Below are 14,394 nucleotides of genomic sequence, written 5' to 3' on the forward strand. Positions count from 1 at the left end.
CGCCGAAAGTACTTGGCTGGCGACGGCCTGGGAGGATAGGAAGTTGCTGATTAAGTGATAAGCACTTACCTTTGGGTAAGTGCTTTTTTGTGTGCCGACGATGCGTATTTCTATGTAGTTTCATGCTGGTGAATGTAGTTCATGGTGATAATTGGTCAGATACTACATCACAATATAGTGTATAGTAGGAATTTTATGATCCATTCTTATGCGTTGTTTTTACTTTATAAGTAAGTTTTTATATAGTGTATCCAATTTATAATTAAATTTTACTATAGTATTATTTATTGGTGTATATAAGATATAGCATTATTATCTAGTAGTAAGATATTATGTGATATATTTTTTGTGATTCTTATGATAGACAAATTGAAAATTGACCGTCATATTTCTTTCATTCTCATAGTTTTTATCATAGCTTGAAGCATAGGTATTACATTATGCATAGTAGATTCTCCACTATCGTGCCACGTCTTATGTAGTAGGTTGATAGGTATTTGCTATATATTCTAATGCGTGTAGATAGCCCTCTAATCCTTCCCCTAGGATAGTCTTTTCTGCATAGATACCTACGTAGGAAGTATGACGAAATGATTCTCTCTGGCGGGGGTTAGAAATGTGCACCTCTACGGTGGGTAGTTGTACGCCTTGTAAGGCATCTAAAATGGCTACCGACGTGTGGGTATACGCGGCAGGATTGATAATGATTGCATCAAAAGGTGCTTTTATACCAATTGAAGTAATATCTGGATTTGATGATACGACTACTCTCGGGTAGCGAGCCGCTTGAATTGCATCCACTATATCTCCTTCATTGTTACTTTGAAAGCATGTGACTGTTATACCTAGGGTGCGTGCTTTTTCTTCTATCATTTTAATCAATGTATGATAGGTAGTATGGCCATATATATGAGGCTCTCGTAATCCTAGTAAATTGATGTTAGGTCCATTAATGACTAATACTTTCATAGAAATCCTCCTTAATTAAGGCAACGGTTTCAGATACAACTCGATTAGAGATGGTGCGTTGTGCAAAGCTTTCATACATAGGCGTACGGATAGTCGCCAGTCGATGTAAGGCAGGAAGGCCACCTTTTGAGAGTGGTCGATCTGTCATGTCTAATTCCTCTAGGGGGCGTGTAATCTGGTATATACGTCCATTTTGACGCAGATACATATAGTTTTCAGGCACTGTAACACAACCACCGCCAGTGGCAATGACTACGCCCGTTTTTGTACCAAGTTCTCGTAGAATAGCGGATTCTTTCTCCCTAAAAGCCGCCTCTCCATACATGTTGATATAGGCACTACTACTTTGGCCCGTTTCTTTAAGAAATACGTCGTCACTGTCATAAAAAGGCCGATGGAGCACGTTTGCCAATTGGCGACCGACAGTTGTCTTTCCCACACCAGGCATACCCACTAGAACAATATTTTCTAATTCTTGGCGAAGGGATTGCAAGATGCTTTCAATTGTATGGTCATCATAGTCTTGCCCCTGAAAGAGTTTGGCTGCATAGACGGCTTGGGCAACTAACATGGGTAATCCATCTGTAGAGGGGATGCCGATCGAGTCTGCTTGGATGAGTAGGCCCGTACGATGGGGATTGTAGATAACATCACTAACGCCTACTAGATGATGAAATGCTCCTACATCGATGAGCGTATCAGGATTATGAGGATACATACCGACGGGGGTTGTATTAATAATAACTTGCGTCGTTTCATAGAATTGTTCGATAGCATCGTAGGTAGGCGGCGTATGACGTGACATATGTGTGATTGAGCGGGCCCCTAAATCTGTGAGTGCTACGTGTGCTGTTTTTGAAGTGGCTCCATCTCCTAACACTAAACAGTGATTGCCTTTGATAGGAATATGTGCACGTCGTAACATGTAGATAAAACCGTCATAATCAGTGTTATGACCATACCATTGACCGTTCTCTTGGCGTACCATTGTATTGACACAGCCAATGCGATTGGCGATGGCAGACACGGTATGACACGCTTTCAAGGCTTTCACCTTGTAGGGAATGGTAATGTTAAGACCTTGTAAGGCGGGATCTTTAAAAAATGTAGATAATTGTGATGGATCGCATTCAAATAATTCGTAGCCTGTATCGCCAAGATCGTGATGAATGCGTGGCGAATAACTATGACCTAAGGTCATGCCGAGTAGTCCAAACTTCATAAGATACCTAACTTTCTGGGTAGTTTCCTAGTAATCTAAATTTATCCTGTGTTGCATCGAGATCAGATAGTAATGCACGTACATTAGGGTCAATGAGGGACGCTTCTAAATCTAAGTAGAATAGAAATTCAAAATTATGACCTTCAATAGGGCGACTTTCTAGCTTCGTCAAGTTCATACCTAGATCGGCAAATTTACTCAATAAGGAAACTAGACCACCCGGTGTATGCTGGGCCGTACTGACCAAGCTAATTTTATTGGCCCCTGGATATACGGTTAATGTTTTCGCGATACAAATGAAACGAGTATAATTGTTGTCATTGTTTTGAATATGTCTAGCTAGTGGCGTTAGATTAAAGATATCTGCACAAATAGGAGCAGCAATCGCGGCTATAGTGGGATCCTTCGATTCTGCTACAAATTGTGCGGCCATCGCCGTATTGGCATATTCTTTTAGTTCTACGTGTTCTAACCCTTTTAAAAAAGTGCTGCACTGACCAAGTGCTTGCGGATGGGAATAGATGGTGCGAATCGTATCAAGGGATGCCTGTGGCACTGCTAACAAATCGTGAGAAATCCACTGTTTCGTAGCGCGAACGATGTAGCAGTTTTTTTTCTCTAACAAGTCGTACACTTCTTTGACAGAACCGTTAGAGCTATTTTCAATGGGCAATACGCCGAATTCACAGACACCTGATTCGACGGCTTCAAACACAGAGGCAAAGGAATTTACATAGAGAATTTGACTTAAGGGCAATAATTTATCACAAGCTAGTTGGGCATTACTACCAAATATGCCTGCACAGGCTACCGCTCCACGTTGAGGTGGTAACTTAGGAGAGGCTTTTACGGCACGTTCAATGCGTTTAGAAAATTCTGTATCTTTGAACAATTGCTCCGCTTGATAGGTGCGACTTAGACTGAAAATGTTTTGAAAAAAGCGACGTGCATATAAATCCATATCATGGCCAGCTTTGGCGGTGACCATATCTAGTATGTCCCGCTCGCGTTTGGCATCATAGACGGCTTTTCCAATGTGTGCTTTTTCTTCTGCCACCTTTTTAGATACGGCCATACGTCGCTTGAATAAGGTGAGTAGCTCTTCGTTGAGAGCGTTAATTTCTTTTCGTAAATCGTCTAGGCTCATGAGATCTCCTTTGGTAATGGTTACAGTACGTAGAAAGTATAACATTCGCTTGGCAAATTGTATCTATCTAGGGTTCGTTGTTGTATTCATGAACGGGGGCTAAAAAATCTAATAAGACTAAGGCCGTGATGGCTTCCATGACGGGGACTGCACGGAGTACGATACAAGGGTCATGACGCCCTTTAATGATGAGCGTTTTCTCGGTTTTTTCTCCTAACGATACGCTTTGTTGTGGTTTAAAAATAGAGGCCGTTGGCTTGATACCCACTTGCATGATGAGAGGCATGCCATTAGAAATGCCACCTTGAATGCCACCACTATTGTTTTTTGTAGTTCGAATGGTTCCATCGACTATGGTGAAAGGATCATTTTGTTCGCTACCTCGCTCTAAACAACCAGCAAAACCACTGCCAAAGGAAATGCCTTTTACGGCAGGTACGCCAAAGACCGTTTTGGCTAATCGATTTTCAAGACCATCATAATTGGGATTGCCGATGCCTTTAGGAAATCCAGTAACCACAACTTGAATAATACCACCAATAGAATCACAGTCTTGACGCAGGCGAGTTATGAGCATTTCTGCATCAGCACGAGCTTTAGGAGAGACCATGGGAATCGTTTCTCCCGATATAGCCACCAAGGCGTCTATATCGGGCGTAACCAAATTGATCGATGTATCTACAATCGGTCCTAGTTGTTTGATGTGGCCAGCCACGGTAATCCCTTTCGCTTTTAAAATTTGTAGTGCAATACCTCCAGCCACGCAGATGGGTGCCGTTAAGCGACCAGAGAAATGACCGCCTCCACGCATGTCGACGTGATCACCATAGCGGAGACGAGCTGTATAATCTGCATGAGAAGGGCGGGGTATATCTTGTAGATCTTGATAATCCTGAGAATGGTGGGATGTATTTAGAATTTGAAAGGCTAAGGGGGATCCACTCAATGTGTTATCGACTATACCCGATAAAAATTGAGGTGTATCAGCCTCTTTGCGTTGGGTGTGTAATTGACTTTTTCCTGGTGCACGACGAGCTATAAATGCTTCTAGTGCTTTCATATCGACGGTGAAACCACAAGGAAGCCCATCAACGATGGCACCAATTGCATGACCATGTGAGGTACCAAAGGTAGATACGGTAATTGTTGTTCCAAAACTAGATGACATACGCCTTACCTCCTAAATAGTTCCAATCGTTAAAAAATTCTGGGTAGGACTTATGAATTGCCTCTGCATCGTTAAATTGTACAGGATTTTTGGCAATGAGTGCCGCTAAGGTGGCAGCCATAACGATGCGGTGATCGTGACAACAATTCACTGTGCCGCCTGTGAGATGCCCCGTACCCTGTATATATAAGTTGTCGCCTTCCATGCGAACACTACCACCCAGTGCTCGTACCATGTGGTAGATAGCATCTAGGCGATCGCATTCTTTAAAGCGCAATCGTTGACCATTGATAAAGGCACTTTCTCCAGGAATACCACACGCTAAGGCAGCTAATACGGGTAATAAATCTGGTATTTGACCTAAGTCGACTCGTAATGGTTTCTTTGCGTTACCATGACACGTCACTTGACGCCCGTTCCATACAAGGTGACATCCTGCACTTTCTAAAATGCGAGTAATTTGACAATCGGCTTGGATAGAATCTCGATCGAGACCGGTAACCGTAATTGGTTGGCCCGTTAAGGCGGATCCTACTAGCCAAATGGCAGCATTGGACCAATCGCCTTCAATGGCATAATTCTGCTGTCCTATGAACGTAGATGTACTAGGTATGATGAATTTAGTGCGCCCTTCTTCTACTACGGACACACCAAAATCATGCATTACTTGGATAGTTAATGCTACATAGTTATAAGATTCTAGGGGCGTACTACTTATAATGGTTGTATGGCCCAGTTGTGGGGCAGCCAATAATAAACCAGAGAAAAATTGACTGCTCACATTGCCTACCATGGTATAGGTACCTTTTTCTAAACGACCAGTCATGGTGAAAGGCGGTGCAGCCTGTGAAAAGGTAACGCCGTGAGAGGCCATTTCTTGAAGTAAAGGCTCTAAGGGGCGCTGGGGTAAATGACCTTTTGCATCCACATCGACTCTATCACATAGAGAAGCGGCTACGGGTAATAACAATCGCAAGGTAGTGCCGGATTCATTGGGAACAATGGCACCGTGTAGGGGTGGTTTCCCTGGTACTACTTGAACAGCTCCATTCTCATAGGAAATATGGGCCCCTAAGGCGCATAGTGAATCCATTGTAGCATCAATATCTTGGGAACTGCGCGCTAATAGAATCGTAGACGGTTCATTGGCTAAAGCGGCCGCAATTAACGCACGATGGGCATGGGCTTTAGCAGGAATAGCTGCAATGGTACCTGTAGGAATAGCGTTAGTAATAGACTGCATAATATCTCCCTTATAGGAAGGAAACCTTCCTATTTTGTATCGTATAGGTATGTATGAATTGACAAAATCATTACGTATATAGGATGTGGCGACTCATGAGTCATACATCCTATCACTATGGATGCGCATTCAAATCTGGTGATAGGAATATACGTAGCGTTACAGTATATATGTATTGTATCACACTATACATGAGTCGGTTTAGTAGGCTCTAGATAGTGACGTAACTCCTCATGGGTTACTTGTTTTATCCTACTATGGCCCCAATCAGTAGGGATAATAATATTGATAGTTTGTCCACGACTTTTTTTATCATTTTTAGCTAGCTCGAGTAATGTAGACGCATCTATCGTTGTCGTAGTAGGCAATTGATGAGATTCAATCAATCGATGGAGTCGATCGGCGACGGCTTTATCTAGACCATCTACGGCAACTGCTCCGTGGGTCATGAGCATCATTCCTATGGCTACCGCATAGCCATGAGACACCGTATAGTGACTCGCTAGTTCAATGCCATGCGCAAAAGTGTGGCCAAAATTTAACAATTGGCGCACGCCACTTTCCCGCTCATCTTGCTGTACAATGAGTGCCTTGGCCTCGACACATTGGGCGATGATATCATTTAGCATCGTAGATGACGGAGTGAGCGGTTCTTTTTCAAGGGCATTTAGTAATTGAGGATAGCCGAGCATGCCATATTTTATAATTTCTCCACAACCATTGATAAATTCTTTCTCAGGCAAGGTACGTAGTGTGGTAGGATCACAGAATACGGCAATGGGCTGCTTGAATGCACCCCATAAATTTTTGCCGTGCCGTAAATTGACGGCCGTTTTACCACCTACCGATGAGTCAACAGCTGCTAATAGACTGGTAGGAATCTGTATATAGTCGATACCACGTAAATAGGTGGCTGCTGCAAACCCCGCCATGTCGCCAACAACGCCACCACCGAGGGCAACGATTAAATCAGAGCGAGTAAAGCGCTTTTCTGCAAGAAATTCCACCATATTGATGAGTTCTTCCACATTTTTGGAAGATTCTCCATGAGGGAATAGATAGTGGCACACCGTATAGCCGGCGATAGTTAGTTGAGAGCTGACTGTATGTAGATAATACTCGCTCACTCGATCATCGGTGATAATGGCTACTTGGCAAGGGGCTTTTACAGTGGGCACATAGTTTTTTAGTTGTTGTAATAAACCATTTTCTATATAGACCGTATAGGGTTGTGATGCGTGGACAGGAATGGTATTCATAGTAAACTCCTCAACCTAGCTAATTACATAGAGATGGTTTCTTTCACGGATTGACGAATGGCAAAAATTTCTTTTGTTAATCGATCAAAATCATCAGGTTTTACTGCTTGAGGACCATCGCATAAGGCGTGAGCTGGATCGTTGTGGACTTCGATCATAAGACCATCAGCACCACCAGCGGTGGAAGCTAGGGAGAGTGGTCGAACGAAGCGACTCATACCAGCCGCATGGCTAGGATCCATGATAATAGGCAAATGGCTTAATTCATGAATCATAGGAATGGCGGATATGTCTAATGTGTTGCGCGTTTTAGTTTCAAAGGTGCGAATACCACGTTCGCACAATACGATATTGTGGTTACCACCTGCGAATATGTATTCGGCAGCCATTAACCATTCTTCATAGGTGGCGGATAATCCACGTTTTAATAAAACGGGAATGTTAGTTTTGCCTACTGCTTTCAATAGGGAGAAGTTTTGCATATTTCTAGCACCAATTTGTAACATATCGACACCAGCGTCAATGAAATATGGTAAATCAGTGGCATCCATGATTTCCGATACGATAGGCATACCTGTTTTTTCTTTAGCAGCAGCTAACAGAGTTAGTCCTTTAGGCCCCATTCCTTGGAAGGAGTAAGGGGATGTGCGTGGTTTGAAAGCCCCACCACGTAATATTTGAGCACCAGCCGCTTTACAACGACGTGCGATTTCTGTAACTTGTTCAGCGGATTCTACAGAACAAGGGCCAGCCATAATAGCAAAATGACCGCCACCGATTGGCACGTTGCCGACTGTTACGATAGTATCTTCAGGATGGAATTTTCTGTTTACTCCTTTAAAAGGTTCTTGAATACGTGTCACTTTATCTACAATCTCCAATGATTCAATAAGACTAGCATCTAAGGCACTAGTATCACCGATTAAACCGATAATATTATAATTAGCACCTTTTACAGGATGAATGACTAAGCCTAAATTTTCTAGTAATACTTTTAATTCTTCTACTTGTTCTGGATTTGCGTTAGCGTGTAATGTAATAATCATAATTTTCTCCTCCCATATGTGTGATGGCTGCTTCGACGATTTTACGTTTCATCACGGACACTGTTACCTATGAGATAGGTAGGCCACGAATAGGCGTAGTGTATGTGAAGAATGCGTACTAATCGACATAGATTCTCATGACTCTCTCTTATTAACAGGGGACGCTAGCAAGGCTTGCTAGGGATAATAAAAAAAGAGCTACCCAATTACGGGTAGCTCTTTACTATATTAAGCTATCACTGTCAGAACTGAATCAGTGCAACTCAAATAGCCTTTACCCGTAGACTGAGTAAAGTACCAAAAGTATGCGTATGCACTATTGTATTGTATTGCATTAGACACGATTCTGTTCATCATGATAACTCCCTTCTTAATATGATATGTTTATTATATAACTCTTGGTAAAAAAATAGCAAGTATTTTTCATAAAATATAACAATAAATATCATTTTCACAAACATAACCTATGTACAAACCTAGAAAATTACATATTCCTATGCGGTAGTTAACAAACGCCGTATATAATTTCTTTGCAGACATGTTTTCTAAGTTACCTATGCGGTAGTTAACGTAGGAAGTCGAGTAAGTACAGAGTCACACGTTTTCTAAGCTACCTATGCGTATGGGCACACGACATAGGAATGAGGTACGTTGTATCTTATATACAGTCGAATGAATTAGACAAGGTTAGCTTGATTTTGTAGATCATCATGCTGACAGTATTTTTACTATTAATAATCGTAAGATGCTCCATTGTTTAGGCTGATGGTGTGACCGTACGACTGGTAACGATAGATTTTTGAAGATTAGCAATTAGAAATCATAGATAAGTAGGAAAAAGGAATAAAAAATACTGCCCATACTAGATAGGGTAGGCAGTATTTTTAAATGATTTTCTTGGTGATAGCCGTTTAAGCCTGTGATAAAGTATTACACTAAATCATCAAAATCAAAGGCCGCCGCTTTCGTATAATTGGTAACACGGGCTTCAAAGAAATCAGTTTTCGTATTATTTAGATTGGAAAAACCTTCAATCCATTCCATAGGATGAGTGGTAATATCAGGATATAAGTGAGGAAGACCGATAGCCTCTAACCGAATATTGGCAAGATATTTAATATATCGTTCAATGAGTACATTATTTAAACCTAGTATTTTGTCATCGGTTACATATTGACCCCAGGCAATTTCATTTTCAGCCCCTTGGCGAATCATGTCGGTAATTTCCTGATTAAAGGCATCGGTAAATAAATCTGGTCGTTCTACACGAAGCTCACGAATTATATTTTGGAATAATACTAAGTGAGTCACTTCATCACGGTTAATATATTTGAAAATGGTGCTAGTAGCAGTCATTTTGCCTTGACGAGCTAAGGTGTAGAAGAAACTAAATCCAGAGTAGAAATAAATGCCTTCTAGGATATAGTTGGCAATGATGGAACGGAGAAAGTTTTGTTCACACGGATCATCGCTAAAACGTTGGTACGCGTCGGCAATGAAACGGTTTCGATCGAGCAATATTTCATCACTACGCCATTCATCATAAATTCTGTCCCGCGTAATCGGATTGGTAACCGTATCTAAAATATAGGAGTAACTTTGGGCGTGAATTTCCTCTTGAAAGGCTTGGATGTTAAGCAGGGAAGATACTTCGGCCGCCGTAATATAGCGACTTAAATTCGGCAAGTTTTCAGTCTGTATAGAATCTAAGAAATTCAAAAAGGAAATAATTTTATCAAAGGCCCGTCGTTCACTGTCCGTTAAATAGGGGAACTGTTTAACATCTTCATTTAGGGAAATCTCTTCGGGAATCCAAAAATTATTTAACATGGTGCGATACATGGTATGGGCCCAATCATATTTTATGCGATTCCACTCGCGTAGATTGGTGGTATTACCACCAATCATACCCTGCGTACCGCGATCACCATGTTCGTTAAAGATTAATTTCTGTTTCATAGCTACCTCGTATTCGTTCATAGATTATAAGTTTGTTTTTCGTCCTCTCGATTAGCTGGAGCAACTCGTGCATTCATCCATTTCCAATGACTGATTGCGAATGTAGTAGATCGTTTTCACGCCTTGCTTATACGCCTCCATATACAAATCTAAAATTTCTTTCGCTTTCATCGTAGGGGTAATGTATAAGTTAAAAGATTGTGCTTGATCGATATGGCGTTGGCGAGTGGCACAGGCCTTAATGCTCCATTGCTGATTAATCGTATGCGCTTCTTTATAGAGCCAAAATGTAGTGTTATCTAAATCAGGGGCTGTCTTAGGTGTAATGCTCCCTTTCTTTTCTTCTACGAAGAATTTTTTAAAGATTGGATCAATACCGGCCGTCGTATTGGCAATATTAGATGTACTGCCCGTTGGGGCAATGGCTAATAAATAGCCGTTTCGAATACCATACTGTTTCACATCGGCTGCTAATTGCTGCCAACGAGGTGACGTATAGCCACGACGGATAAAGTAGGCGCCTGTTTCCCATTCGGATCCTTTAAAAGCAGGATAAGCCCCTTTTTCTTTGGCTAATTCCATGGAAGCTTTAATGGCGGCATAGGCGATATTTTCAAACAAGCGATCGGCGGTGGCAATATGTTCATCTGTTTCCCATTGAATCGCATGTTTAACGAGATAATGGTGATATCCAGATGTACCTAGACCAATAGCACGATATTTATCGGATGTCATTCGCGATTCTGGTACAGGTGCTTGGTTGATAGTAATGACATTATCCAGCATTCGAATTTGAAGAGCAATGTTTTCCTCTAGTTCCTCATCGGTGATTTTACCCAAGTTGATAGAGTTTAGATTACACGTTACCATATCACCAGTAGCTGTGCGCGTTATTAATTCACCAGTTTCTTCATTGACCGTCTCGTCAAGTAATTTTGTAAAGCCTACATTTTGTGCGATTTCATGACATAGATTCGAGGCGTAAATCATACCTGCATGCTTATTTGGATTTGCCGCATTGACCGTATCGCGGAAGAAGATGAACGGGGTCCCCGTTTCTACGGCACTGCGCATAATCTTTTTCATCATGTCTAATGCCATGACCTCCGTACCATGAATATTAGGATCCTTTTCACATTCTATATAGCGCTTAGTAAATTCTTTCTGGTCCCCATCATCATAGAAATCCTCTAAGGCCCATCCTTTCACCATTAGAATTTCGTGGGGATCAAAGAGCGTGAACGGTTGCCGTCTTTCTAAGCGTTCCATAAAAATGTTGGGAATCGATAGAGCGGGGAAGATGTCATGCGCTTTGCGACGATCATCGCCATTGTTAGTTCGTAGTTCAACGAATTCATAGAAATCCTTGTGCCACACATCGAGGGTAACAGTAGCGCCCCCTTTGCGTTTACCAAGCTGATCAACGGCAACCGCCGTATCGTTATATAATCGAGTCCAAGGAATCACGCCACCAGAAGAATTTTTAAAGCCGCGAATATCGCTGTGTAAGGCCCGTACTTTTCCTAGATAAATGCCGAGGGCGCCTCCGTGTTTGGATACGCGAGAGAATTTCGCATTCACATCATAAATGGACCACAAGTTATCATCTACGCCAGAAATAAAGCAACTCGATAATTGATGGAACGGAGTTCCCGCATTGGCTAATGTAGGCGTAGCGGTAGTCATCTTTAATTGACTCATCAAATCGTAGAATTTTTTGGCAAATGTTACTTTCTTATCCCCTTCCACTAAGGCTAAATGCATGGCAATCGCCATGAATCGTTCTTGTGGTAATTCGAAGATCTCTTTATCATAGCCTTTTACTAAATAGCGGTCGGCTAATAATTTAATCCCTTCATAATTGAATAGATAATCTCGTTTCGGCTGAATGTAATTGCCCAATTCTTGCAACTCTTCCGGTGTGTACGCATCGACAAAGAAGCGGGCATATTTTTCTTTCTCCACCAAGGTATGTACCAGATTAGGAAAATTTCCATAGCCAAACGCTTTATATTGGCGATTAATAGCGGCTTCTTTGTACAAATCAAATAGGAATAAGCGAGCTGCCACAAACTGCCAATCTTGGTTCATACGATTGACTTGATTACCAAATCCATCATCCGTTTTTTGAATCACCTTTTCAATGGCTGTTTGGACAAGAATTTTTTGAATCTGCTTTGTAGTCATACCGTCTACAAATTGCAATTTTGAATCCATTTCTAATTCCAATGGATCACACGCATCTAAGCCTAAACAGGCAAAGGCGATCATTCGCTTTGTTTTTTCCACTGAAAGTGGCTCTACACGACCATCTCGTTTGGTAATCATTATTTCCATGATACGCTTCTACTCCTCCAATACATACTACCTATAAAATAGTTGTAGTACCAGGTTACTACAACCTCCATTGATTACGGTAACAACTCCATGAACATCAAAGTTGTTACGAGGGATGCTCTGTATGATATATACGTAGAGCACAAGTTGCTATACTAGCTATATACTAGATATAGTATAATGCATACTCGTTTGGTACATTATATATTTGTATTATACTTGTTTGGGATAGTTTTTACAATCATAAAATGAAAATATTCGATGTAATGGAGAAAGGAAATACCAAGGATACATTTCTAAAAAATCCTATGAAATGTTATGTAACATAATCGATGCAATCATAATTATCTTGAAAATTAAATTTAACACTTGGGAAAAGGCGGAGATACTTGAAATTTTTATCTATAATTGATTGGTTTACCAATGTATAGTACAATAAACTCGACATAAAAAAGTGTAAATAGATAATGTATTATAAAGATTGTTATTGTAAGGAAATGTAGTATTTCTAAGCATGATAATGGTAATATTTTATACATTAGAGTAGAGGATTTTTTCTTAATGAATCAATCATAGATTTATAATACTAGTTTGTGTCACTCACTTGACATGCGTCGAATCTAATATGTGGCGATGTAACTAAATAAGATAGGAAAATCGCAGATACATGATATGGACGAATAATGAAAAGAGCCTAGCATTCTCTTTTGGGCATCGGATATTTTATTGTCCTCCGAACAGGAGCAACTGTTACAAGACAAACGTTGTAAAGTAGAGGTCATACCGGAGTACTATTACAAGAATGAACTTATTGAAGTGGGCGAGATATAAAGGGAGCCTATGTAGATGTGATATAGGCCGCTTTCATGTGGCCGTATGTGATGCAACATGATGGATATATGGAGGTTGTTATGGAATTTAGTTATTATTTACCAGTGAATCTAAAATTTGGATGGCAGATGGTCGATAGAATTGGAGAATTGACCAAGCCCTATGGCAAGAAAGCATTGATTGTAACGGGGCGCTCTAGTGCGAAACGATCAGGCTTGTATGACCGTGTGGTAGATGCATTGCACCAGGTGGGCGTTGAAAGCGTTTTATTTGACAAAGTGCAAGCGAATCCGTTGACGACTACCGCTGAAGAGGGGGCACGCCTTGCTACAGAAGAAGAGTGCGACGTGGTGATTGCTCTAGGTGGTGGTAGCATTATGGACTGTGCGAAGGGTATTGCCTTTTTAGCGGTGAATGAGGGGAATATTAACGACTACATTTATAATCGGTTACGAAGTGATAAGGCCTTACCGTTGGTAGTAGTACCAACTACGTGTGGTACAGGATCCGAGGGGAATGGTTTCGGTGTACTTACGAATCCAGAAAATGGGGATAAGAAGTCCTTGCGTTGTAGTGCCATTGTGCCGAAAGTATCCATCGTTGACCCTGCATGTATGCAAACGATGCCACGGTCTGTGTTGGCATCCGTAGGATTTGATGCCCTATGTCATTTGATAGAAGCCTATACGGCAAAGAGTGCCTCTCCCATTACAGATGCCTTCGCCTACCAAGGCCTATCGTTATGGGCGAACCATTTCGTTTCCGTTTACCAAGGTGAGGACATAAAAGAGGGATGGGAAGCCATCACTCTCGCCAGTACGTTTGGCGGCATGGTCATTAACAATGCGGGCGTTACATTGGCCCATGGTATGGAACATCCAGCAAGTGGATTAAAAGATATTACGCATGGAAAAGGTTTGGCCGCCATTGAACCAGTCTGTGTCGATGCATCGTGGCAGGGAAATCCTGAAAAATTTGCTCATATTGCCAAGTTGTTTGGCGCTACTCACGGCGGCGATGTGGGCGACGTGTTGCGTCAGGTACTAGAGAAAATCGACTTACGCCTATCCCTTTCCGACCTAGGCATTGCCTTTGAGGACATTCCATGGATGGTAGAGAACTGTTTAAAAGTTGGCGCTGGCAATATTGCTAATAATCCGGTGATGGTTACAGGTGATGACATCAGAAAATTATACCAACAAGCGTTGTAAAA

Annotated in this window: 10 protein-coding genes; 1 reads left to right on the forward strand and 9 read right to left on the reverse strand. The window is 41.5% G+C overall.

Annotated features, from left to right (window positions below; genetic code table 11):
- Positions 1-474: 474 nt before the first annotated feature.
- The 9 genes from P6940_RS04585 to P6940_RS04625 all read right to left on the reverse strand — a co-directional run bounded on the left by P6940_RS04585 (position 475) and on the right by P6940_RS04625 (position 12,350).
- Entirely contained in the window at positions 475-969 is a 495-nt protein-coding gene (locus P6940_RS04585) for a type II 3-dehydroquinate dehydratase (RefSeq protein ID WP_028257977.1), read from the reverse strand.
- On the reverse strand, positions 950-2,191 hold the full coding sequence (locus P6940_RS04590) for a shikimate kinase (protein WP_277293345.1): 1,242 nt from the start codon (positions 2,189-2,191) through the stop codon (positions 950-952). The genes P6940_RS04585 and P6940_RS04590 overlap by 20 nt, the downstream gene beginning before the upstream one ends.
- A 7-nt stretch (positions 2,192-2,198) precedes the next feature.
- Complete coding sequence (locus tag P6940_RS04595; protein ID WP_277293346.1) at positions 2,199-3,338, reverse strand: bifunctional chorismate mutase/prephenate dehydratase; 1,140 nt, start codon at positions 3,336-3,338, stop codon at positions 2,199-2,201.
- 67 nt (positions 3,339-3,405) lie between these two features.
- On the reverse strand, positions 3,406-4,506 hold the full coding sequence (gene aroC, locus P6940_RS04600; RefSeq protein WP_277293347.1) for a chorismate synthase: 1,101 nt from the start codon (positions 4,504-4,506) through the stop codon (positions 3,406-3,408).
- Positions 4,496-5,749, reverse strand: a complete 1,254-nt coding sequence (gene aroA, locus P6940_RS04605) for a 3-phosphoshikimate 1-carboxyvinyltransferase (RefSeq protein ID WP_028257981.1) — start codon at positions 5,747-5,749, stop codon at positions 4,496-4,498. Before aroA ends, aroC begins: the two co-directional genes overlap by 11 nt.
- A 185-nt stretch (positions 5,750-5,934) precedes the next feature.
- Positions 5,935-7,008 (reverse strand): 3-dehydroquinate synthase, encoded by a 1,074-nt coding sequence (gene aroB, locus P6940_RS04610; protein ID WP_028257982.1) that lies wholly within the window; start codon positions 7,006-7,008, stop codon positions 5,935-5,937.
- A 23-nt stretch (positions 7,009-7,031) separates the two neighbouring features.
- Positions 7,032-8,054: a 3-deoxy-7-phosphoheptulonate synthase gene (gene aroF / locus P6940_RS04615; protein ID WP_277293348.1), complete on the reverse strand. Its 1,023-nt coding sequence runs from the start codon at positions 8,052-8,054 to the stop codon at positions 7,032-7,034.
- 930 nt (positions 8,055-8,984) lie between these two features.
- Positions 8,985-10,013, reverse strand: a complete 1,029-nt coding sequence (locus P6940_RS04620) for a ribonucleotide-diphosphate reductase subunit beta (RefSeq protein ID WP_038153330.1) — start codon at positions 10,011-10,013, stop codon at positions 8,985-8,987.
- A gap of 51 nt (positions 10,014-10,064) precedes the next feature.
- Positions 10,065-12,350 carry a ribonucleoside-diphosphate reductase subunit alpha gene (locus P6940_RS04625; protein WP_038153331.1) on the reverse strand — a complete coding sequence of 762 codons (2,286 nt, stop codon included), beginning with the start codon at positions 12,348-12,350 and terminating at the stop codon, positions 10,065-10,067.
- Positions 12,351-13,261: 911 nt separating this feature from the next.
- On the opposite strand from P6940_RS04625, the gene P6940_RS04630 reads away from it, so the two are divergent.
- Entirely contained in the window at positions 13,262-14,392 is a 1,131-nt protein-coding gene (locus P6940_RS04630; protein WP_277288276.1) for an iron-containing alcohol dehydrogenase, read from the forward strand.
- Positions 14,393-14,394 lie beyond the last annotated feature (2 nt).

Origin of the sequence: Veillonella montpellierensis (genome assembly GCF_947090115.1) — a bacterium.
In the GTDB taxonomy this organism is placed as follows: domain Bacteria; phylum Bacillota; class Negativicutes; order Veillonellales; family Veillonellaceae; genus Veillonella; species Veillonella montpellierensis.